Origin of the sequence: Nocardia vinacea NBRC 16497, assembly GCF_000308835.1 — a bacterium.
Classification (GTDB): domain Bacteria; phylum Actinomycetota; class Actinomycetes; order Mycobacteriales; family Mycobacteriaceae; genus Nocardia; species Nocardia vinacea.
In genome coordinates this window covers 31,444-52,872 of sequence record NZ_BAGN01000108.1, presented here as the reverse complement: position 1 = coordinate 52,872, position 21,429 = coordinate 31,444, and the positions used below count along the sequence as shown (strand labels likewise).

Annotated in this window: 21 protein-coding genes and 3 pseudogenes; 15 read left to right on the top strand and 9 right to left on the bottom strand. The window is 65.3% G+C overall.

Features of this window, described 5'->3' with window-relative positions; all coding sequences use genetic code 11:
- Positions 1-576 (bottom strand): aldehyde dehydrogenase family protein (locus ON44_RS14515; protein WP_040690207.1); only part of this gene is annotated, 576 nt, incomplete at its 3' end.
- 224 nt (positions 577-800) lie between these two features.
- On the opposite strand from ON44_RS14515, the gene ON44_RS14510 reads away from it, so the two are divergent.
- The 11 genes from ON44_RS14510 to ON44_RS14460 all read left to right on the top strand — a co-directional run bounded on the left by ON44_RS14510 (position 801) and on the right by ON44_RS14460 (position 12,211).
- Complete coding sequence (locus ON44_RS14510) at positions 801-2,006, top strand: cytochrome P450 (protein ID WP_040690206.1); 1,206 nt, start codon at positions 801-803, stop codon at positions 2,004-2,006.
- Positions 2,006-2,803: an SDR family oxidoreductase gene (locus tag ON44_RS14505; RefSeq protein ID WP_040690204.1), complete on the top strand. Its 798-nt coding sequence runs from the start codon at positions 2,006-2,008 to the stop codon at positions 2,801-2,803. Before ON44_RS14510 ends, ON44_RS14505 begins: the two co-directional genes overlap by 1 nt.
- Positions 2,800-3,000, top strand: coding sequence for a ferredoxin (locus ON44_RS14500; RefSeq protein ID WP_040690203.1), 201 nt, complete (start codon positions 2,800-2,802; stop codon positions 2,998-3,000). The genes ON44_RS14505 and ON44_RS14500 overlap by 4 nt, the downstream gene beginning before the upstream one ends.
- A 31-nt stretch (positions 3,001-3,031) precedes the next feature.
- Positions 3,032-3,583: a nuclear transport factor 2 family protein gene (locus tag ON44_RS14495; protein ID WP_040690200.1), complete on the top strand. Its 552-nt coding sequence runs from the start codon at positions 3,032-3,034 to the stop codon at positions 3,581-3,583.
- Positions 3,577-4,833 (top strand): hypothetical protein, encoded by a 1,257-nt coding sequence (locus tag ON44_RS14490; RefSeq protein WP_040690198.1) that lies wholly within the window; start codon positions 3,577-3,579, stop codon positions 4,831-4,833. Before ON44_RS14495 ends, ON44_RS14490 begins: the two co-directional genes overlap by 7 nt.
- Positions 4,834-4,856: 23 nt before the next feature.
- Positions 4,857-6,482, top strand: a complete 1,626-nt coding sequence (locus ON44_RS14485; RefSeq protein WP_040690196.1) for an acyl-CoA synthetase — start codon at positions 4,857-4,859, stop codon at positions 6,480-6,482.
- Between the two features lie 69 nt (positions 6,483-6,551).
- Entirely contained in the window at positions 6,552-7,145 is a 594-nt protein-coding gene (locus ON44_RS14480) for a TetR/AcrR family transcriptional regulator (RefSeq protein WP_040690194.1), read from the top strand.
- 567 nt (positions 7,146-7,712) lie between these two features.
- Positions 7,713-9,065 (top strand): lanosterol 14-alpha demethylase, encoded by a 1,353-nt coding sequence (cyp51, locus tag ON44_RS14475; protein ID WP_040690231.1) that lies wholly within the window; start codon positions 7,713-7,715, stop codon positions 9,063-9,065.
- Positions 9,066-9,176: 111 nt separating this feature from the next.
- Positions 9,177-10,427: a glycosyltransferase family 4 protein gene (locus ON44_RS14470; RefSeq protein WP_040690192.1), complete on the top strand. Its 1,251-nt coding sequence runs from the start codon at positions 9,177-9,179 to the stop codon at positions 10,425-10,427.
- A gap of 40 nt (positions 10,428-10,467) precedes the next feature.
- Positions 10,468-11,199 carry a class I SAM-dependent methyltransferase gene (locus ON44_RS14465; RefSeq protein ID WP_040690189.1) on the top strand — a complete coding sequence of 244 codons (732 nt, stop codon included), beginning with the start codon at positions 10,468-10,470 and terminating at the stop codon, positions 11,197-11,199.
- The gene (locus tag ON44_RS14460) at positions 11,186-12,211 is read left to right on the top strand and encodes a prenyltransferase (protein WP_040690187.1); all 1,026 of its coding nucleotides are present in this window, start codon (positions 11,186-11,188) and stop codon (positions 12,209-12,211) included. The genes ON44_RS14465 and ON44_RS14460 overlap by 14 nt, the downstream gene beginning before the upstream one ends.
- A 50-nt stretch (positions 12,212-12,261) precedes the next feature.
- Here ON44_RS14460 and ON44_RS14455 read toward each other — a convergent pair whose 3' ends face one another.
- The 4 genes from ON44_RS14455 to ON44_RS14440 form a co-directional block, all read right to left on the bottom strand.
- Entirely contained in the window at positions 12,262-12,939 is a 678-nt protein-coding gene (locus ON44_RS14455) for a class I SAM-dependent methyltransferase (RefSeq protein WP_051182009.1), read from the bottom strand.
- Between the two features lie 19 nt (positions 12,940-12,958).
- A complete protein-coding gene (locus ON44_RS14450; RefSeq protein WP_040690185.1) occupies positions 12,959-13,612 on the bottom strand; it encodes an MBL fold metallo-hydrolase in 654 nt (217 codons plus the stop codon).
- Positions 13,609-14,694, bottom strand: a complete 1,086-nt coding sequence (locus tag ON44_RS14445) for an S-(hydroxymethyl)mycothiol dehydrogenase (RefSeq protein WP_040690228.1) — start codon at positions 14,692-14,694, stop codon at positions 13,609-13,611. The genes ON44_RS14450 and ON44_RS14445 overlap by 4 nt, the downstream gene beginning before the upstream one ends.
- Before the next feature lie 186 nt (positions 14,695-14,880).
- Positions 14,881-15,621: a glucose 1-dehydrogenase gene (locus ON44_RS14440; protein WP_040690183.1), complete on the bottom strand. Its 741-nt coding sequence runs from the start codon at positions 15,619-15,621 to the stop codon at positions 14,881-14,883.
- 116 nt (positions 15,622-15,737) lie between these two features.
- Between ON44_RS14440 and ON44_RS14435 the strand changes: the two genes are divergently transcribed.
- The 4 genes from ON44_RS14435 to ON44_RS54465 all read left to right on the top strand — a co-directional run bounded on the left by ON44_RS14435 (position 15,738) and on the right by ON44_RS54465 (position 18,204).
- A complete protein-coding gene (locus ON44_RS14435; protein WP_051182008.1) occupies positions 15,738-16,388 on the top strand; it encodes a hypothetical protein in 651 nt (216 codons plus the stop codon).
- A 149-nt stretch (positions 16,389-16,537) separates the two neighbouring features.
- Complete coding sequence (locus tag ON44_RS14430; RefSeq protein ID WP_040690182.1) at positions 16,538-17,398, top strand: TIGR03619 family F420-dependent LLM class oxidoreductase; 861 nt, start codon at positions 16,538-16,540, stop codon at positions 17,396-17,398.
- An 82-nt stretch (positions 17,399-17,480) separates the two neighbouring features.
- Entirely contained in the window at positions 17,481-17,999 is a 519-nt protein-coding gene (locus ON44_RS14425) for a helix-turn-helix domain-containing protein (RefSeq protein WP_040690179.1), read from the top strand.
- Positions 18,000-18,048: 49 nt separating this feature from the next.
- Entirely contained in the window at positions 18,049-18,204 is a 156-nt protein-coding gene (locus ON44_RS54465) for a DUF1059 domain-containing protein (protein ID WP_063721564.1), read from the top strand.
- 14 nt (positions 18,205-18,218) lie between these two features.
- Here the strand turns inward: ON44_RS54465 and ON44_RS14420 are convergent.
- The 4 genes and pseudogenes from ON44_RS14420 to ON44_RS14405 all read right to left on the bottom strand — a co-directional run bounded on the left by ON44_RS14420 (position 18,219) and on the right by ON44_RS14405 (position 21,332).
- A pseudogene (locus ON44_RS14420) lies at positions 18,219-18,969 on the bottom strand (SDR family oxidoreductase).
- A 44-nt stretch (positions 18,970-19,013) separates the two neighbouring features.
- A pseudogene (locus tag ON44_RS14415) lies at positions 19,014-19,208 on the bottom strand (SDR family oxidoreductase); the annotation flags it as partial.
- Positions 19,209-19,681: 473 nt separating this feature from the next.
- A complete protein-coding gene (locus tag ON44_RS14410) occupies positions 19,682-20,182 on the bottom strand; it encodes an SRPBCC family protein (RefSeq protein ID WP_040690224.1) in 501 nt (166 codons plus the stop codon).
- A 128-nt stretch (positions 20,183-20,310) separates the two neighbouring features.
- Positions 20,311-21,332, bottom strand: a pseudogene (locus tag ON44_RS14405) (NAD(P)-dependent alcohol dehydrogenase).
- Between the last annotated feature and the right edge of the window lie 97 nt (positions 21,333-21,429).

The window sequence follows — 21,429 nt, the reverse complement described above, 5'->3', positions numbered from 1 at the left end:
ACACCAGGGCGTGTCCGGAGCGGGCTTGAGCACCACCGTGTTTCCGGCGGCCAGCGCGGGCCCGACCTTCGCCAGGTTGATCTGATGCGGGAAGTTCCACGGCGTGATGGCCCCGACAACGCCCACCGCCTCGCGACGGACCACGCGACGGCTCGAGATGCCCATCTGCTCAGCGGTGCCGAGATCGGTTTCCCACAAGTAGGTTTCGGCTAGGTCGGCGGAGAAGGACAGATCGCCGATCGGTCCTTCCAGCTGTGGGCCACTGGTGAGCATGACGGGCGCGCCGACCTCGGCGACCGTGATCGCGCGCAACTCCTCGATGTGATCGCGCATGACGTCTCGCAACTGACGCAGGCAGTGCGCACGGAGGGCGGGATCACGGGACCAATCGGTCTCGGCGAAGGCGGTCTGTGCCGCGCCGATAGCCGCGTCCATGTCCTCGGCCGAGGCGTTGGCGGCGTGGCCGAGCACTTCCTCGGTCGCGGGATTGATCGTCGCGAAGACGCCCGAGCCGCCGGGGACCAGCTTGCCGCCGATAAGCAGAGGCGTGCCATCGGGAGGGACGAGGCCGTTCATAATGCAAGCTCCGATACATGTCTGGACAGGTGTTCGGAATATAGTTCGGATAGGCGACCGGACGCAAGACCACCTTCGGGGATAACCTCCTTCACTCCGGCGGCGAATGCCCCCAGGTCACGCCGAATGCCCGCGATATTCGGAGTTGACCGTTGTGATGGACGTAAGTCGATGATACCGTCCAGACACATGTCCAGCTATGTGTCTTCCTTGAGAGGGGCGTAATGACTTCAGCCGCACTGGAGCCGTTCACATTCGACCCTTACGACTATCGGTTCCACGACGATCCGTACCCGACCTACGAGCGCCTGCGCGCCGACGCCCCGCTTTACCACAATCGGGAGCTGAACTTCTGGGCACTGTCGCGGCACTCCGACGTCATCGCTGCCTTCCGGGACAACGTGCGGCTCTCCAGCGCCAATGGAGTGTCGCTGGATCCCGCCGCCTGGGGCCCGCATGCGCACAGGACGATGTCCTTTCTCGCCATGGACGATCCGCGGCACCTGCGCATGCGGCGGCTGGTCTACAAGGGCTTCACGCCGCGCCGGGTGACCGAAATGGACAGCCGGATACACGAACTGACTCTCGAGCACCTGGAACCGGCGCTGGCGCGCGGAACCTTCGATTGGATCGAGGATTTCGCCGGGAAGCTGCCCATGGACGTCATCTCCGAGCTCATGGGCGTGCCGGAATCCGATCGCGCCGAGGTACGCCGGCTCGCCGATCTGGTCGTCCACCGCGAGGAGGGCGTGCTCGATGTCCCGGTCGCGGCCATCGAAGCCGCGCTGAAACTGCTCGGCTACTACAGCGACATGGTCGCCGAACGGCGGCGCACGCCCACCGAGGATCTTACCTCCGCACTGTTGCACGCCGAGATCGATGGCGATCGACTCAGCGACGAAGAGATCATCGGATTCATGTTCCTGATGGTGGTGGCCGGGAACGAGACCACCACCAAACTGCTCGGCAACGCCCTGTACTGGTCGGCACGCAATCCCGGCGAATACGCCAAGGTTTTCGCCGACCCCGACCTGGTGCCGGACTGGGTCGAAGAGACACTGCGCTATGACACCTCGAGCCAGATCGTGGCGCGTAGCGCCGCGACCGATATCGACATCCACGGCTCGACGATTCCGGCCGGTTCGAAGGTACTGCTGCTCATCGGCTCCGCCAACCGTGACTCGGAGGTGTTCGAAGACGGCGACTCTTATCGGATCGACCGTCCCGACAAAGGCAACCTCGCCAGTTTCGGTGCGGGAGTGCACTTCTGCCTCGGCGCTCACCTGGCTCGGTTGGAGACCACGATCGCCCTGCGCGAATTCGCCTCTCGCGTCCGCGGTTACGACCTCGTCGAGGCCGGCATCGAACGCGTGCACTCGACGAACGTCCGTGGATTCGCCAAACTTCCCATCACCGTGGAGGTCCGGTAATGCCACGGTTCGAACCCCACCCCGACCGCCGGCCCGCCCTGATCGCCGGGGCCTCCTCCGGCATCGGCGCGGCAACTGCCGAAGCGCTTGCCGAACTCGGCTTTCCGGTGGCTCTGGGCGCCCGTCGCATCGAGCAGTGCGAGGCCCTCGCCGCGAAGATCGTGAGCAACGGCGGTGAAGCGTTCGCGCACTACCTCGACGTCGGCGACACCGCATCGGTCGACGCCTTCGTCACCGCCGCTGAAGCCGCGCTGGGCCCGGCCGAGATAGTGGTGTCCGGAGCCGGCGATCTGTCGTTCTCCCTTGTGCACGAGATGAGTCCCGAGCACTTCCTGCGACAGATCAACGTTCACCTGATCGGCGTACAACGGCTGGCCAACCGCGTCATCCCCGGCATGATCGCCAGACAGCGCGGCGATTTCGTGATCATCAGTTCCGACACCGCGAACAACCCCCGCCCGCGCATGGGGGCCTACCCCGCCGCCAAGACCGCGGTCGAGGTCATGGCCCGGCAGATGTGGATGGAGTTGGAAGGCACCGGCGTTCGGGCCTCGCTCGTGCGGCCCGGCCCGACTCTCACCGGCATGGGCATGGAAACCACCGCGGAGATCATCGGCCCGGTGCTCGAGGACTGGTCGAAGTGGGGTTTCGCGCGGCATCCCGAAATGCTGCGCGCCGCCCATCTGGCCACCTCCATCGTCGCGGTCGTCTCCGCACCGCGGGGCGCCCATATTCAGCTCACCGAAGTCCAACCCGAGGCCCGGGTGCTCTCCGGCGACGCAGGGAGCGGCTCATGAAGATCACCGTCGATCTGGATCTGTGCCAAGGCCACGCCGTGTGCCAGGCCGAGGCGCCGGAGGTCTTCACTGTGCCCAAGCACGGCAAGGTCGAAATCCTCGACCCGAATCCGGGTCCCGCTGCCCGTGCCGCCGTCGCAGAGGCCGTCCGCTACTGCCCCACCCAAGCGCTGTCGATCACCGACAGCGACGACTGACCACCGACCGAGAACCGAAAGGATCCCTGCCATGGCCGATTTCGACCGCGCCGAACTAGACGAGATGGTGCGCCGCTGGCTGCAGGCCAACCGAGACTGCGAAGCCGAGGGCGACTGGCGGGCCCTCGCGGAGTACTACACCGAAGACGCCACCTACGGCTGGAACTACGGCCCCAAACAGGAATTCATGGCCGTCGGACGCGACGAGATCCGCGACATCGCAATTGGTTTGGAGATGGACGGGCTCGAGGGCTGGACCTATCCCTACCAGGATTGGGTCATCGACGAGCGCAGCGGCAACCTCATCGGCCTGTGGAAGCAGGTCAGCGATAAGAAGCGACCCGACGGCCGCAACTACTCGCCGGAAGGCATCGGCGGCAGCTGGTTCCGCTACGGCGGCAACTTCCAATGGTCGTGGCAGCGCGACTTCTTCGACTTCGGCAACGTCAGCGCACTATTCCTCGACATGATCACCGACAACGCGCTGTCGGACGGTATGCAGAAGCGCATCGAACGGGCCACCTCGGGTGAGAAGCTGCCCGGCTGGTACACGATCGGCGAAGCGCCGGTGCCGCTGTGGTGAGCGCGAAGTCCGAGCGCGCCAGCGGTTTCGCGGACCTGACGCGGGCCGAGCTGGCGGTTCTGGTCCCCGAACTCCTGCTGAGCGGCCACCTGATCGACCGATCCGGGATGGCGCACAGCATCGCCGCCTTCGGCCGAGAGGGCATGACTGCCATCGCGATCGAGGAATGGCAGGTGGCAAGCCCCGTCTACACCCGGCGCATGCAGCGCGCATTCGGGTTCACCGGCGACAGCGTCGAGACGATCTTCAAAGGGCTGCAACTAGATGTCGGTGCGCCGCCCCAGTTCATGGACTTCCGCTTCCGGGTCGACGACCACGATCACGGCGAGTTCTGGCTCGACCACTGCGGTGCGCTGGCCGATGTGGAACCCATGGGTGAGACCTATGTGCGATCGATGTGTCACGACATCGAGGACCCGACCTTCGATGCCACCGCGCTCGCGACCAATCCGCATGCGCAGGTGCGGCCGATCCATCGCCCGCCCCGGGTGCCGGCCGACCGGCATCCGGTCTGCGCGTGGACGGTCACCATCGATCCTGCACACGTCCCACCGCCGATTCCGCCCAATGCCGATAAGGTCGCCGATTCCCACGCGGCCCGAGTGCATCTCGATCCGATCGACCCCGCCGATCCGGGCCGCGCCGACTACACCGGCCCGCTGCTCAGCGACCTGCGGTTCGCGGACTTCTCCCGCTCCGCCCTGATCCGCATGGCCGACGAAGTATGCCTGCAGCATCATCTGCTGACATTGGGTTTCCGCATCGCGGTCGGCAGCCGCACCGACGCGGTGGCCGACATCGTGCGCAAACAGTTCACCGGCATCGCGGGTCTCACCTCCGAGCGCATCCGCAACGCACTCGGTCTCGGTGACGACAATGCGGCGCTGGCCCGGGTGCTGGGACTGCACCCGGCGTGGAATCCGTTGCGCTACACCGGAGCACGCATTGATCTGAGCGAGATCGGAGTCCGCCTGCGGCTTCCGAAACGCAGCGGAGCCATCCACGACCAGGTGTGGCCGTCGGTGATCGACGCGGCGCATCTAGCGCCGTTGGAAGCCATGGCGCGCGGGGTCAACCCCCGGTACGCGGCTCATGTCGTCGGCGACACCGACGAGGAGCTGGCGATTTGTTTTCTCCGAGCCGACAAGCCCTTCGTCGAAGCCGGTGAGGTTGCGATCACCCGGTTCAGTACGGGCGCCGACTTCCGTTTCGCCGATCGCGGCATCCCGCTGCCCTTGACCGTGGTCTGAGCACCATTGAGAGACGAATTCCCATGGCGTGCAACTTCGCTGACCTGTTCGAACATTCCGTCGACGCGATGCCCAGACGCATTGCGCTGATCCACGGCGGTCGGCGTATCACCTTCGCCGAACTCGATGCCCGGGCCAATCGGCTGGCCGATCACCTCGCTTCGATCGGTGTGCGCACCGGCGCCCATATCGGTTTCCAGATGCACAACAGCATCGAGACTATGGAGACCCTCCTCGCCTGCTTCAAGCTGCGGGCGGTCCCGATCAATGTCAACTACCGCTACGGCGTCGAGGAGCTGTGCTACCTCTACGACAACGCCGACGTCGAAGTCCTGGTGTATCACCGCAGTTACGAACCCGCTGTGGCACAGGCACTCTCACGCGTGCCCGGAGTGCGCCACGCCATCGTGGTGGACGACGATCTGTGCAGCGAGCACCTCGACAGTACGGCCGGCTTCTACGAGGCGGCGCTCGCCGCCGGATCGCCCGCGCGTCGCGAGATCGAGCGCAGCGCCGACGACCTGTTCATGATGTACACCGGCGGCACCACCGGCATGCCCAAAGGCGTGATGTGGCGTCAGGAGGACATGTGGCGGGTCCTCGGCGGCGGCATCGATTTCTACACCGGCGATCCCGTCGCCGACGAATTCCAGCAATCCCGGCTCGGCGCGCAGACCGATCCCAGCACCTGGCTGATCCTGCCGCCGCTGATCCACGCCGCGGCGATGATGCCCACGTTCACCGCGCTGTGGACCGGCAATGCCATCGTGTTCGAGTCGAAGTTCGATGCGCGACAGGTGTGGCGAACGGTGGAACGCGAACGGCCCCAGGTCATGGTGATCACCGGCGACGCCATCGCCCGCCCGCTGCTCGACGCCTATGCCGCCGACCCGGTGGACGCGTCCTCGCTGCTGGCCATCGCCTCCGGCGCGGCGTTGCTTTCTCAGCCGGTGAAAAACGCTCTGCTGGAGAAGTTTCCGTCCACGGTGGTCTCCGACTCCATCGGATCATCCGAAACAGGCTTCGGCGGAATCGGTTTCGCCACCAAGGACGACGATCCGGGGCGCGGACCGCGCGTGCAGACCGGCCGCGGCGCGGTGGTGGTCGACGACTCCGGGCGGCCAGTCGCGGCCGGCGCGGAAGGCTGGCTAGCAAAAACCGGCTCGGTGCCGCTGGGTTACTACAAGGACAGCGCGAAGACAGAGCGCCTGTTCAAGACCGTCGACGGAGTCCGCATGGTGGTCACCGACGACCGCGCCCGTGCTGAAGCCGAAGGCTCCATCACCTTGCTCGGCCGCGGCAATATGGTGATCAACACCGGCGGCGAGAAGGTGTTCGTGGAGGAAGTCGAAGGCGTTCTGAAATCCCATGATTCGGTGTTCGACGCCGTGGTCGTCGGCATCGCGCACGAGCGATGGGGACAGCAGGTCGCCGCGGTGGTCTCCATCGCAGGCGACCGGCCGCTGGACTTCGGCGCGCTGACCGCCCATGTGCGCCATCACCTCGCCGGCTACAAGGTGCCTCGCACCATCTGGGTCGCCGATACCATCACCCGCTCCCCCAGCGGCAAACCCGACTACCGGTGGGCCAAGGACTATGTCGCCACCCGCAGCCCGGACCACCGGGTCGGATCGGGAAACGATCAGTAGTGAATCGCCCCGACAGGACACCTGCCCCACGTCAATTGTCCTGGTCATGAGACAGTAGGATCCAGACACATGTCCGAACTCGCATCTACCGGTATCGAAGCAACTCGACGGCGTCTCACCGGGAAGCAGGCCGACACCGTCGATCGCCTGACCGCCGCGGCAGTCGATGTGTTGTCCCGCGAGGGCTACTCCGGCACAACGATACGACTGGTCGCCGCCGCTGCGGGTGTCGGCACAGCCACCGCCTACACGTATTTCTCCTCCAAGGAGCATCTGATCTCGGAGGTGTACTGGCGCCGCCTGATCGCCGCTCCACCACTGGAAACTCGTGACGAGGACCCGGCCACACGCGTGGTCGCGGTCCTGCGTCAGATTTCCATGTTGGTGGCCAACGAACCAGCATTGGCGAGCGCGGTCAGCAATGCCCTGCTCGGCGACGATCCCGACGTACAGCATCTGCGGGTGCGCATCGGCAGGGAGATTCGCAGCCGACTCGCCGATGCGCTCGGATCCCAGGACTCCGAACGGCTCTCGATGCTGGAACTGCTCTACTCCGGCGCACTGTTGCAGGCAGGCATGGGCCTGCTCTCCTACGGAGAGGTCGCCGACCTGCTGGAAATCTCTGCGCGGCGCCTGCTGGCCGATCCAGGCGCCGGCAGCTGATCGCCGGACGGCGGCGACGACGACGAATCCTTCGTCCATCCGGCTCGTCGCGTCCGAATGCTCCCACCCGACGATGTTGAGCGTGGACAGTGTTGTCCAGGCGTAGAGAAATGATCCGCTCGCCGTTTCCACCTTCACTTGGCGCGCGGCAGCGAAACTTCCCGATTCGAAACGGTCGAACGCCGGGAACAAGCCAGTAAGTCGAGCAGCGCGCCCCCGAAAGACGCTGCGGCGCAAGCCGACATCGCCCTCCTCTCCCAACGACTAGTCGAACATGCGCAACGCGACGGCACATTCCGCGGCGATGTGGACGTCGTGCACGCCGCGCGCATCGCACAGGTACGTGTGCCCGACGGCATTCACAGCTGGGCCACGAGCGGACTTCGCGAACCGCTGCCCATCGATTCCCCGGACGACGAGATCAGCGCACTGCCAGCCGTGTCGAGCACCATTGGGCGGCACCGACCCGGCAAAACAGCGGGAGTCTTGTCGCGCAGCGGCAACCGTAGTACTGTCCAGACACATGTCCATCATGTGTCTGGACAGGTATTCCGGGAAGGATTTCCAATGACGCTGGTCAAGCCGCAGCGAGTGTCCGGGGGCGAGGACGAGTACGGGCACCTGGAGGAGTTCCGCACCGATCCGATCGCGCTGATGCGGCGAGTTCGCGCCGAATGCGGTGATGTCGGGTCGTTCGTGCTCGCAGGGCGCGATGTGATCCTGCTGTCGGGCGCGGAGGCCAACGAGTTCTTCTTCCGCGCGAGTGACGAGGACCTCGATCAGGGTGCGGCATACCCGTTCATGAAGCCGATCTTCGGCGAGGGCGTCGTCTTCGACGCTCCACCCGAACGCCGCAAAGAGATGCTGCATAATTCGGCCCTGCGTGCCGACCACATGCGCGGGCACGCCGTCACCATCGCCCGCGAAGTGGACCAGATGCTGGCTCAGTGGGACGACGAGGGCGAGATCGACCTGCTCGAATTCTTCGCCGAGTTGACCATCTACACCTCCTCGTCCTGCCTTATCGGTGTGAAGTTCCGCAACCAGCTCGACTCCCGGTTCGCGCATCTTTACCACGAACTCGAGCAGGGCACCGATGCCCTGGCCTACGTCGATCCCTACGCGCCGATCGAGAGCTTCCGTCGCCGCGATGAAGCCCGCACCAAGCTGGTCGAACTCGTGCAGGCGATCATGGATCAACGCGAGGCGAACCCGCCGACCGGCAAGGACGACCGCGACATGCTCGACGTCCTGATCTCAGTGAAGGACGAGAACGGGTCGCCGCGGTTCTCTGCCAGCGAGATCACCGGCATCTTCATCTCCATGATGTTCGCCGGCCACCACACCACCTCCGGCACCGCGGCCTGGACGATCATCGAGCTGTTGCGCCACCCGGAGACACTGGCGGCGGTCGTCACCGAGCTCGACGAGCTGTACGCGGACGGTTCGGAGGTCAGTCACAATGCGCTGCGGCAGATTCCGAACCTGGAGGCCGCACTCAAGGAGGCGCTGCGCCTGCATCCGCCGTTGATCATTCTGATGCGCATCGCGCGCGATGAATTCGAGGTGTGCGGCAACCGGATCGCTGCGGGCGATATGGTGGCCGCCACGCCCGCGATCTCCAACCGGATCGTGGAGGACTTCCCGAATCCGGACACCTTCGATCCGAGCCGCTACCTCGATCCGCGGCAAGAGGACATCGTCAATCGCTGGACCTGGATCCCCTTCGGCGCGGGGCGTCATCGCTGCGTCGGGGCGCCGTTCGCGCTCATGCAGCTCAAGGCGATCTTCTCCATTCTGTTGCGGGACTGGGAGTTCGAACTGGCCCAGCCCTCGGACACCTATCGCAACGATCACTCCAAAATGGTGGTGCAGCTGGAGCAGCCGTGCCGCGTCCGCTACCGTCGCCGGCGGCGATGAGTCCCGCACATTTCGGTCCACAAAGACGTCGGCCTTTCAGGAGGAAGCTGTGCCAGCGCCGTCCATTCCCGCCGGATTCGAGTGCGCGGAACCGCTGCGGGCGGAGGGTCGATGCGCGTAGCCCTGTTGTCCTACCGCAGCAAGACCCACTGTGGGGGGCAAGGGGTTTACGTCCGATATTTGAGTCAGGGGCTGGCGGAGCTCGGCCATGAGGTCGAGGTCTTCTCCGGCCAGCCCTATCCAGAACACCTCGATCCGCGCGTGCGGCTCACGGAGGTGCCCAGCCTGGACCTGTACCGCGACGACGATCCCTTTCGCACACCCCATCCGCGCGAGATCCGCGACCGGATCGATCTGCTCGAGCTCGCCACCATGTGGACCGCCGGCTTTCCCGAGCCCAGGACGTTCAGTCTGCGTGCCGCGCGGCTGTTATGGTCGCGCACACGGGATTTCGATGTCGTGCACGACAACCAGTGCCTCGGCTACGGGTTGCTCGATATCGCCCGGCACCTGCCTGTGGTGGCGACAATCCACCATCCCATCACCCGCGACCGGTCGGTGGATCTGGCGGCCGCACCGTGGCGGCGCAAGCCCTTCGTGCGGCGCTGGTACGGATTTCTCGGCATGCAGCAGCGGGTAGCACGGCAGATTCCGGACCTGATCACGGTGTCCTCGTCGTCGGCGACCGATATCGCCGAGGACTTCGGGGTGCCGCCACAGCAGTTGCACACGGTCCCGCTGGGCGTGGACACCGAGCTGTTCCAGCCGCGCGAGACGCCTCGGGTGCGGGGCCGCATCGTCGCGGTAGCCAGCGCGGACAAGCCGCTCAAGGGCATCGCGCATCTGCTCGAAGCCGTTGCCCGGCTGCGTCATACCCATGACATCGAGCTGCGGCTGGTGGCGAAGTTGGAGCCCAACGGGCCGACCGAGAAGCTCATCGCCGAACTGGGGCTGGCCGACATCGTCACCGCTGTCAGCGGATTGAGCGACGAGGGACTCGCCGAGCTGCTCGCCTCGGCGCAGGTCGCCTGTATTCCGTCCCTGTACGAGGGTTTCTCGCTGCCGGCCGTGGAGGCCATGGCCAGTGGCACGCCCCTGGTCGCCAGCCGGGCAGGGGCGCTGCCCGAGGTCACCGGCGCCTGCGCGGAGCTGGTCGAGCCCGGCGATGCGACGGCCCTGACCCACACGCTGGGCCAGCTGCTTCGCGATCCGGATCGCCTGCACCACATGGGAAATGCAGGACGGCGGCGTGCGTTGGAGGTGTTCAGCTGGGCCGCCGTCGGCGCACAGACCGTCGCGGTCTACGAGCAAGCGGTCGAGCGGCACGGCCGCCGAGCACCGGTCGTCGGAACAAACCGTTGATTCATTCTTCGACACCCATCACCAACAGACTGGAGGTCACATGCTGACCGTCGATTTCGATCGTCTGGGCGTAGGCCCGGGAGTACGCGTGATCGATGTCGGCTGCGGGGCCGGGCGGCACTCCTTCGAGGCGTATCGGCGCGGCGCGGACATCGTGGCCTTCGACCAGAACGCCACCGACCTCGCCGATGTCGGCGTCATGTTCGAGGCCATGGCCGCGGCCGGCGAGGTGCCGGAGTACGCGAAGGCCGAGACCGTGCGCGGCGACGCGCTCGACCTGCCCTACGGCGACGGCGAATTCGACGTGGTCATCGCCTCGGAGATCCTCGAGCACATCCCGCAGGACGAGCAGGCCATCAGTGAGCTGGTGCGCGTCCTCAAACCTGGTGGCGCACTGGCCGTCACGGTCCCCCGCTGGCTGCCCGAACGCGTCTGCTGGGCGCTTTCGGACAAGTACCACGCGAACGAAGGCGGCCACGTCCGCATCTACCGGGCAGACGAGCTGCGCGACAAGATCACCGCGCGCGGCGTGCGCCACATCCACCAGGAGTTCGCGCACGCCCTGCACTCCCCGTTCTGGTGGCTCAAGTGCGCGGTCGGGGTCGCCGACGACGCGCATCCGGCGGTGACGGCCTATCACCGGATGCTGGTGTGGGACATGATGTCCGCGCCCGCGCTCACCCGCACGGCCGAACGCATGCTCAACCCCTTCATCGGCAAGTCCGTCGCCCTCTACTTCACGAAACCGGCGGTGCGCAGTGCCGCATGCTGAGCTGCCCGCCGTGCCCGGCGTCCTAACTGGCCGCGAAGTCTTGCGCAGCGGTGAATCCATCGCCGCCGCACAAGAACCCGACGGTGCCCTGCCCTGGTTCACTGGCGGGCACACCGATCCCTGGGATCACGTCGAGTCGGCCATGGCGCTCACTGTCGCCGGGCTGTGGGATGAGGCTCGCGACGCCTACATCTGGTCGGCCAAGACCCAGCGCGACGACGGCTCATGGCCGATGCAGTTCCGGCAGGGCGTCATCGAGAACCACGACGCCGACACCAACTTCTGTGCTTACCTGGCCACCGGTGTGCTGCATTTCCTCACCGTCACCGGTGATTCCGGATTCGCCGCCGAGATGTGGCCCACCGTCCGCGCCTCGGTCGAGTTCGTGCTGGGCCTGCAGCAGGGTGAGCACGGCGAGATCCACTGGTCCGCAAGCGAATCCGGCAGCTCGGGCGAGGCCCTGCTCACCGGTTGCTCCAGCATCTTCCACAGCCTCGGCTGTGCGGTGACCCTGGCCGAGCGCCTCGGCGATCCCAGGCCGGACTGGGCCGCGGCCCGCCGCCGCCTCGGCAGCGCCCTGCGCGACCACCCGGAAGCCTTTCTGGACAAGAGCCGCTATTCCATGGACTGGTACTACCCGATTCTCGGTGGCGCGGTACGTGGTCCCCAGGGCCGCGACCGGATCCGGCGTCACTGGGACGAATTCGTAGTCCCCGGCCTGGGCATCCGCTGCGTCTCCGACGCGCCGTGGGTCACCGGCGCGGAAACCTGCGAACTGGTCTTGGCGCTCGACGCCGACGGTGACACCGCCACCGCCGCGACGCTCTTCACCGAGATGCAGCATCTGCGTGAATCGGACGGATCGTATTGGACCGGAATGGTGTTCACCGACGGCAAACGCTGGCCCGAGGAACGAACCACTTGGACCGCCGCCGCGGTCATCCTGGCCGCGGACGCGCTGTCGCGCACCACGGCCGGAAACGGGATCTTCCGCGATGCGCTCCCCCGCTGACGCCGACCACTCGCGCTGTGCGCGAAATGGCCGACAGAAGTGGGTCCGGGTCAGTGCCCGTTGTCCGCAACCCCCTGGTCAGGGCCAGCGACGCGCCGCAGGATCCGCAGCGAACCCGTCACCGAGACTTCTTGGAACTCACCGGAATCCAGAGCGCGGCAATAGATATCGAACGGGGCCCGGCCACCATCGGCCGGGTCCGGGAAGACGTCGTGGATGGCCAGCAGGCCGCCGATCGCCACCCAATGGGCCCACCCCTCGTAATCGCGCTGAGCGGCTTCCTCGGTGTGGCCGCCGTCGATGAACAGCACACGCAGCGGTGTGCGCCAGATGCGGGCGACGACCGTGGAGGAGCCGATGATGGCGATAACGGTCTCGGCGAGTCCGGCGCGCACGAGGCTGCGCCGGAAGGCCGTCACGGTGTCGAAGACGCCGGTCTCCGGATCCACCAGCGAGATGTCGTGGTACTCCCAGCCGGGCTGGTGCTCTTCGGACCCGTGGTGGTGGTCGACGGTGAAGACGGTGGCCCCGGTTTCCAAGGCGGCAGCACCCAGATAGATGGCGGATTTGCCGCAGTAGGTACCGATTTCGAGAATAGTGCCGTCACCGGCGTAAGCCCGGGCCGCGTCGTAGAGCGCGCGGCCTTCCCCGGGAGGCATGAATCCGGGGACCTGTTCGGCGAGAGCGAACAGGTCCCCGGCACGAGCGGCGAAATCGGCCTGGATCATGCGAAAACCTTTCTACGGATCACCATCCGCGGGCGATCCACTCGTCGAGGTGTGAACTCTCGGTCGCGAGATCGGTTCCCACCCCATGCCCGGTCAGCACGACGGCATCTCCGGCGAGGGTGAATACGCGGTCGCGTAGCGAATCGACGATGGTCGGAAAGTCCGAGTATGACCTGCCCGTCGCACCGGGTCCGCCAGCGAACAACGTATCGCCGCTGAAGAGAACCTTCAGCTCCGCGCCCCACAGGCACACCGATCCCGGTGAATGCCCGGGAGTGTGGATGACCTCGAGCTCGGTGCCCGCCAACGGAATACGACCGCGGTCCGCCAGTTCCGTGAACGCGAACTCCGGATACACACGCCGCCACAGCATTTCGTCACCGGGATGCAGAAGAACGGGCGCGTCCGTGCGAGCCGACAGCTCTTCGGCGGCTCCGATGTGGTCGTTGTGCCCGTGGGTACAGACGACCGCACGCACGGTCCGCCCGTCCACGGCCGCCAGGACCGACTCGGCGTCGTGTGCGGCGTCGATGACGACGACCTCGCTATCGTCGCCGATGATCCAGACGTTGTTCTCGACGTCCCAACTGCCGCCATCGAGTGCGAAGGTGCCCGACGTGACAACCCTATCGATACGGACCGCGCCGACGCTGCGGACGGATACCTCGGTCACAGCACGACCACCGATCGTAGTACCCGCCCCGATTTCATGGTGTCGAAGGACTTTTCGACCTCGCCGAGAGCTATGCGCTCGGAGACGAACAGTTCCAGCGGCAACCGTCCCTGCCGGTAGAGCTCGATCAGGGTCGGGAAGTCGCGCTCCGGCAGGCAGTCGCCGTACCACGAGGACTTCAAGGCTCCACCACGGGAGAAGAAGTCCAGCAGCGGCATGTCGATCCGCATGTCCGGCGTCGGCACGCCGACCAGCACCACCGTCCCCGCGAGGTCGCGCGCGTAGAACGCCTGCTCCCAGGTCTCGGGACGCCCTACCGCGTCGATGACGACATCGGCGCCGAAACCGTTGGTGTACTCCTGGATTCGAGCCACGGCGTCCTCGACGGACGCGTCGACCGTATGCGTAGCGCCGAACTCGGCCGCGGCAGCCAGTTTGGCCGGATCGCGATCGACGGCGATGATCGTCGTCGCTCCCGCCAGCACGGCCCCGGCGACGGCGGCCGCTCCGACTCCGCCGCAGCCGATGACCGCCACACTGTCGCCACGCCCCACCTGTCCGGTATGCAGCGCGGCTCCGAGTCCAGCCATCACGCCGCAGCCGAGCAGACCGGCGACCGCCGGATCGATCGTGGAATCCACTCTGGTGCACTGCCCCTCGTGCACCAGAGTCTTGTCGGCGAACGCTCCGATCCCGAGCGCGGGCGTCAGGACGGTCCCGTCGCCGAGAGTCATCTTCTGCTCGGCGTTGTAGGTGTCGAAGCAGTACCAGGGGCGGCCGCGACGGCACGCGCGGCACCGCCCGCACACCGCCCGCCAGTTCAGTACCACGAAGTCGCCGACCTCTACCTCGGTGACAGAATCGCCGATCCGGTCCACGATCCCGGCCGCCTCGTGTCCGAGCAGGAACGGGAACTCGTCGTTGATGCCGCCCTCGCGGTAGGTCAGATCCGTGTGGCACACCCCGCACGCCAGCACCCGCACGACCACATCGCGCGGCCCGGGATCCGGAATGGTGATGTCGGCCAATTCGACCGGCGCGCCCGCCGTCCGGGCGATAACGCCACACACGATCTCGCTCATGGTCACCGCCCCACCGGCAGTGTAGTGAAGTCAGGTTCGAGTCCGTGGGCGAAAGCCATCAGTTCCTCCGTATTCGCCGGGGCCGCCGATCAATTCGGCGAAGTACGCGTTCTCGTGTTCACGCGCCGCCATGATGCCGCCCCGTATCGATTCGATCATGGTCCAGGTCCGTCCGGCTGCTCGCTCTCAAGAGGTCTTGTGCGGTACGGCGGCGACCAGTCCGCCGTCCATGACGAACTCCGAGCCCGTCGCGTACGAGGATTCGTCACTGGCCAGGAAGAGCACGAACGTGGCGACCTCCGAGGGCTGCGCGGGCCGGCCCAACGGAATGGTCACCAAGTCGTCGGGAATGTTCTCCGTCATCGGCGTCCGGATCAGGCCCGGGTGCAGCGAGTTGACGCGAATGTTGTGCGGCGCCAACTCGAGTGCGGCAGACTTGGCCAAGCCGCGCACGCCCCACTTCGATGCGACGTAGCCGTGCGCCCAAGGCGCGCCGCGCAGTCCTTCGATCGAGGAGACGTTGATGATCGACCCGCCGCCCGCGGCGACCATCGGTTCCACGACGGCTCGCATCCCCAGGAAGGTGCCGGTCAAGTTCACGTCGATGATCTGACGCCATTTGACCAGATCGAACTTTCCCAACGGACCGCGGTTGACGATACCGGCATTGTTCACGAGGACATCGAGCTTCCCGAACGCGTCGAGCGCCTCGTTCACCGCTGTCTCCCAATGAACCGGCTCGGTGACATCGAGGTGGACGTAACGCGCTGCGTCGCCGAGTGATTCGGCGACCGCTTTACCGTCATCGTCCAGGATATCGCCGATGACGACTTTGGCACCTTCGGCCACGAGTAATTCCGCGTGCGCGGCGCCCATCCCGCGCGCCCCGCCACTGATAAGTGCAACTTTGCCGTCTACACGTCCCATGGCGGTCACGCTAACATACCAACTAGAACATGATCCAGACTACTGTCCGGAAATATGATCAGACTCTTGGACAGCACTTATTGACCAGCACTGATCCACGATTCGGAGGAGAATTCATGCCCATCCGTGCCGCCCACGTCGACACTGGGAATGTCGGCCGCCTTGCCCTCACCGGCCTCATCGAAAGCCCCCGCTATGAGCTGACCGGCGGGTACGTGTCGACACCCGGCGAGGTCGCGGATCTCGACACCTCGACCGGCACAGCGGGCGGCGGCGACCTCGATGCACTGCCCTCGACCGAACCGAAGTGCGTCGGCTACTACGCGATAGGAGACACCCGCCTGCAGGAGGCGATCGAGGACTGCCGGCGGATTCTCGCGGCGAGGGTATACATCGGGGGCTCGGCCCCCGGGTTGCTGCAATACCTGTGGCAGGTGCAGCCCCAAGAGTACATCGCTCGCGTCGAAGAGGCTGCGCGGCACGGTGATTCGAGCCTGTTCAGCACTGGCGGCGATCCCGGATTTGCCAATGACCTACGTCGCACTGACGGGAACGTGCCCCTCGAGCAGGTCGGCTGCATGGAAGTCGCCGACTACACCATCTACGACGGCTCGACGGTCATGTTCGAGGTCATGGGCTTCGGAAGGCCTCTCGACGAAACCTCCCGTGCTGCTGCGACCAGGGGCGCTGAGCATTGCGTGGGCTCCGCGATCCGGCAGCTCGCCGTCGGGCTGGGCATCACCGTGGACACGATCACCGAACGCTAAGAACGGATACCGGCTGCGGAGCCACTCGGTTCGGTCACCGCACCCGGCGTGTTCGCGGCACCGGTTCGGCAGCAGGACTCCCAATCGCCCAGGACTCGTGACCATTGCGGTCCAGCACAACCCGACGCCCAGCCTCACGGAGAGCACACATGCAGTTCTACATCAGCACAGGATTTCTGGAAACGCGCGAAATACTGCACATCGCTCGCGCCGCCGACAGTTTGGGATACGACGGCCTAGGTCTACCCGATCACGTGGTGAACCTCGCCGACCTGCACACACCCTACCCGTACACCAGAAACGGCGACCGACGCTGGAAGCCGTTCGCGGACTGGCCCGATCCCTGGGTTCTGATCGGCAGCCTGGCCCAGATCACCAACCGGCTGCGTTTCGTCACCACCGTGTACGTACCCGCCCTGCGTAATCCCTATTCCGCGGCCAAGGCGATCGGCACGGCCTCCTTGCTCGCCGACGGTCGAGTCGAGCTCGGCATCGGAGTCGGCTGGTGCAGAGAGGAATTCGAATTGCTGGATCAGCCGTTCGAGCACCGAGGCAAACGCACCGAGGAAATGATCGAGCTGATGCGGCTGCTGTGGCAGCCCGGTTGGACCGAATTCACCGGCGAATTCTTCCAAGCTCCGAAGCTGGAGATGAGCCCCCCAGCGCCCCCGATCCCGGTCTACATCGGCGGCCTCTCCGACCTAGCGCTGCGACGCGCCGCGCGATACGACGGCTGGATCGGCGACCTGACCACTATCGACAGGGCACTGGAAACCGCGGACCGGATACGCCGGTACCGGGCAGCAGCCGAGCTGTCCATGAACGACTACACGATCATGGCGCCCCTGACCGACGCCGTGACCGTAGCCGACTACGCCCGCGCCGAGAGCGGAGGCATCACTCACATCCTCACCATGCCCTGGATGTTCTACTCCGGGCCCGCCGCGACCACAGCCGAGAAAATCCGTGACATGGAGCGTTTCCGGCACGACCTGAAACTCGACCGGTGACGATCCGGCCGCAACGTGCGATCACCTATCCGACAAGACGGTCCCTTGCCTTGTACATCAGACAAGACTATCGTTCGGACATATGTCCGATCTACTGTCTGCTGCAGGTCAGCTGCCCGACCACCCCGAGACGGATCCGGCCGAGATATTCGATCGGCTACTCGATTCGGCTCGGACCGTCATCGCCCGAGAGGGCTTCGGGAGCCTCACCGTTCAGGCCATCGCCCGCCAGGCTGGCGTCAACCTCTCATCCGCGCACGCATACTTCGGATGCGATGCGCAATTGATCTCGGAAGTACTGTGGCGCCAACTGATCTCGGTGCCGCGTGCACGGGCGATATCCGGACATATGAATTCCGGGAGCGGGCACGATGTCAGATCCGACGCCCTCGATGTGCTTCGCCTGCGTGCGCGGACAGCGGGTGAGATACAGCGCAGAATCCGCGCCGCGCTGGGGCCGCTCCCCGACACCACGATCATCCAGAACCTGGAGGCGATCTACACCGCCGCCCTGTTCGACGCCGCAACCTGGTACGCCGCCGATTCTCGCGGCGAACGCTCACCCGAACAACTCGTACAGCGCATACTCGATCGCCGCTGACCGGACAAGGGCCGACCTGCACGGCAACCCGAGCACGTCAGACAAGGAGATGATGATGAAGAAGACTCGCCTCAGTTGCCCGTGCGGTGAGTACATCCGCGGCACAGACGAGGACGACCTTGTCGAGCAGGTTCGAGCCCACCTCGCTGAGAAACACCCAGAGCATCGGTACACCCGCGACGAAATCCTCTTCATCGCATACTGATTCGTGGGTCCGCGTCATCCGAAGGTGGATCCTGCGGTCATGCCGCCATCCCACGACGTACTCCGCTCCGTTGCAGTAACTGGATTCCGCACTGGCCAGAAAGACGACGAGGCTCGTGACCTCCTCGGGTAAACCCAGACGGGCCAGCGTGTTCCCATCCCGATCGACGGTGACGTCGCCGGCCATCGCGCCGATCATCGGGGTGAGGATCCCGCCCGGGTGGACCGAGTTGACACGTACGCCATGCGGAGCCAGTTCCAGGGCAGCGGATTTCGTGAATCCACGTAACCCGAACTTCGACGCTGTGTAGGCGTGCATTCCGGCGACGCCCTGGATCCCGGCGGCCGACGAAATGTTCACCACCGATGACGGCTGGGCAGCGACAAGTGCATCGCGCGCCGCCGTCAGACCAAGAAACGGGCCGGTGAGGTCGACCGCCAGCACCTGCTGCCACTGCTTCTCGGTGTAGGCGCCCAATGCTCCACCGTCCAAGATGCCCGCATTGTTCACCAGCACGTTCAGTGCGCCGAACCGCCGGACCGTCTCGGCGACGGCAATGTCCCAATCTTCGGACCGCGTCACATCGAGATGGACGTAGGCAGCCTGGTCACCAAGTTCATCCACCAGCCTGGCTCCGCCCTCGTCCGCGATATCGCCGATCACGACCGAAGCGCCTTCCGCGACGAAGGCCCGCGCATGAGAAGCGCCCATGCCCGAAGCGCCGCCGCTGATCAGGGCAACCCGCCCAGCCAACCGTCTCGTCATAATCCATTCCTTCCGTGGCGGTTACAGGTGAGTTCCACGTCCGGTCATCCGAACGGCTTGTGCGGCACGCCGACGATCAGACCGCCGTCGATGACGTGCTCCGCGCCCGTGACGTAACCGGATTCGTCGCTGGCGAGGTAAACGATGAGGTTTGCGACCTCGCTCGCGTCGGCGGCACGTCCGAGGGGTATCTGCAGGAAGTCTTCCGGGATGCCCTGAGTCATCGGCGTGCGGACCAACGCAATCGCCCAGATCCCGGGCCCGCTGAACGAAGGCGGCCTGCGGTTCGATCACCAAATTCGCGATACCTTCGTCGGCGAGCACATGCACGTGATCGTCCAGTCACCCATCGGGTGCAGTGCCGTATGCCGCCCGGCAACCTGACCGGCGCCGGTGAGCACCGTGTCGCCGAGCGTCATGACCGGGGCGCGGCGGTGCCGGCGCACAAGCCCGCGAGCAGGGCATGGCCGTTGTGCGTCGGCAGCCGCAGCCGGGCCGCGGCATCCACTGTGATCGCGGTTTCGATCATCTTTCCGATTCTCGGCGAAACCGGTGCCACTACCTCGCTCATCCGCGGTGAGACGGGCCGCCATGGTTACGACAGATCTAACGGGCTGTTACATCTTGTGCGGCTCCGCGGCGATCAGTCCGTCGTCAACCATGAATTCGGATCTGGCCGCGGAGGACTCGTCACACTGACGATGGCTCGCGCTCACGCCGGGGTTGATGCGAATTGCAAATCCGTTAATTTCCGTAGGTTACGCAGAAACCATCGGAAGGCCAGGTTCATCAATGGCCGGACAAGCTTGATCGACAAGTTTGTCACTGTGTCTCCGCTCATAGCCAGAGTCCAGGTCAGTCGGCATCCAGCTGTAGTGGGCACAATTCGATAGTCCTCGGCGAAGGCGGTGATCCCGCGGGTGGAGCATTCGTTGAACCGAAATGCCATGTGGCTGTCGGGCTCCCACGCCAGGAACTCCTCGTTGCCGGTGATGCCGGCCCGCATGGAAACTGTTCGAGTGGTGCCGACACCACGCGGCTCGGGGCTCGTCCAGCGCACCCCGGTGATCACCTTCGCCCATTTCGGCCAGGATCCGGCGTCACCGAGCACCTGAAACAGCTGCCCGGGAGTGATGTTCAGGTCGACGCTGTTGGAGAAGCGATGAGGAGCCACCTCGACAAAGCCGGTGTCGACGTGGATGCAGGGGTACAAACCGGACATGAGATCCCTTTCGTGAATCTGGTCGAATCTGGGCCCATTCGGCACCAGGTCGCGCTCGCGATAGTGAGGCCGCAGTGGCCGGTCAGGAGGTGAGCCACCGTCCTGATTCGGTGCCGGAGTCAAGAAGGAAAGACCAATACTGACTTGATAACTGCACCGCTCTCGGCTGCTGCGACAGCGTCGTTGATGTTGCCGAACGGATAAGTTCGCACGATCTTCTCCATCGGCAGCAGGCCCTCCCGATACCACTCGATCAGTTCGGGTATGAACCGTTGCGGCTCCGCGTCACCTTCGATGGCACCGCGAAGAGTCTTACCTTGACCGATCAACTTCGCGACCTCGATCGGCAGGGTCGGCTCGCCGAGCGCAACAACAGCCAACGTTCCCAGCGGAGCCAGCGAATCAATGGCGTGAGCGACCACCGAAGCCAGTCCGGTCGTATCCAGGGCGTGGGTGGCCCCTCCTTTGGTCGCGGCCGCGACTTGTCTGCCACATCGTCGGCATCGCCATCGATGGCGAAGTCGGCACCCAGCTCCCGCGCGAGGTCCAGTCGCGGAGCCGACAGATCCACCGCCACCACCGTTCCGACCCCGAGCGCTCTGGCCGCCATCACCGCGGCCATACCGACACCACCGACACCGAAGACCACCAGCGACGATTCCGAGCCTGGCCGCAGCACGTTGGCCACCGTGCCTGCACCGGTCTGGATCGCGCAGGCGAAGCCTGCGATCATCGCCAGATCGACGTCGCGATCAACGACCACGAGACTTCGCACCGAAGCAAGGACATGTGAGGCGAAACTGGACTGCCCGAAGAACCCGCCGACCACAGGCACTTCACCGTTCACCAGGGGGGATTCGGCACCGAATCGGCCCGCGTTCAAGCCGACCCAATCCTCGCAATATCCCGGTAGACCGCCTTCGCATCGCACACAGGAACCACAACTGTCGAATGTGACCACGACATGATCCCCCACCGTCACACCCTTGACGTTCGCACCTACCTGCTCGACAACTCCGGCACCCTCATGACCGAGAACGATCGGCATTTCGGCAGGGAAGTTCTTCTTCGCCGTCAAATCCGATGCGCAGATCCCCGAGGCGACGATCCGAACCAAAACTTCATCGGCTCCCGGCGGCATGAGCGTCAAACGCTCGACCGAGAAGGGCGCTGAGGCGCCCCGGGCCACTGCGGCGGTGATCTCCATATGCTCGATTCCTTCGACGAGTTCCGGCCCA

Excerpts from the sequence above, each read along its gene's own strand:
- ON44_RS14510 (WP_040690206.1), top strand. The coding sequence starts at position 801 with ATGACTTCAGCCGCACTGGAGCCGTTCACATTCGACCCTTACGACTAT.
- ON44_RS14505 (WP_040690204.1), top strand. The coding sequence starts at position 2,006 with ATGCCACGGTTCGAACCCCACCCCGACCGCCGGCCCGCCCTGATCGCC.
- ON44_RS14500 (WP_040690203.1), top strand. The coding sequence starts at position 2,800 with ATGAAGATCACCGTCGATCTGGATCTGTGCCAAGGCCACGCCGTGTGC.
- ON44_RS14495 (WP_040690200.1), top strand. The coding sequence starts at position 3,032 with ATGGCCGATTTCGACCGCGCCGAACTAGACGAGATGGTGCGCCGCTGG.
- ON44_RS14485 (WP_040690196.1), top strand. The coding sequence starts at position 4,857 with ATGGCGTGCAACTTCGCTGACCTGTTCGAACATTCCGTCGACGCGATG.
- ON44_RS14480 (WP_040690194.1), top strand. The coding sequence starts at position 6,552 with ATGTCCGAACTCGCATCTACCGGTATCGAAGCAACTCGACGGCGTCTC.
- cyp51 (WP_040690231.1), top strand. The coding sequence starts at position 7,713 with ATGACGCTGGTCAAGCCGCAGCGAGTGTCCGGGGGCGAGGACGAGTAC.
- ON44_RS14470 (WP_040690192.1), top strand. The coding sequence starts at position 9,177 with ATGCGCGTAGCCCTGTTGTCCTACCGCAGCAAGACCCACTGTGGGGGG.
- ON44_RS14465 (WP_040690189.1), top strand. The coding sequence starts at position 10,468 with ATGCTGACCGTCGATTTCGATCGTCTGGGCGTAGGCCCGGGAGTACGC.
- ON44_RS14455 (WP_051182009.1), bottom strand. The coding sequence starts at position 12,939 with ATGATCCAGGCCGATTTCGCCGCTCGTGCCGGGGACCTGTTCGCTCTC.
- ON44_RS14445 (WP_040690228.1), bottom strand. The coding sequence starts at position 14,694 with ATGAGCGAGATCGTGTGTGGCGTTATCGCCCGGACGGCGGGCGCGCCG.
- ON44_RS14440 (WP_040690183.1), bottom strand. The coding sequence starts at position 15,621 with ATGGGACGTGTAGACGGCAAAGTTGCACTTATCAGTGGCGGGGCGCGC.
- ON44_RS14435 (WP_051182008.1), top strand. The coding sequence starts at position 15,738 with ATGCCCATCCGTGCCGCCCACGTCGACACTGGGAATGTCGGCCGCCTT.
- ON44_RS14430 (WP_040690182.1), top strand. The coding sequence starts at position 16,538 with ATGCAGTTCTACATCAGCACAGGATTTCTGGAAACGCGCGAAATACTG.
- ON44_RS14425 (WP_040690179.1), top strand. The coding sequence starts at position 17,481 with ATGTCCGATCTACTGTCTGCTGCAGGTCAGCTGCCCGACCACCCCGAG.
- ON44_RS54465 (WP_063721564.1), top strand. The coding sequence starts at position 18,049 with ATGATGATGAAGAAGACTCGCCTCAGTTGCCCGTGCGGTGAGTACATC.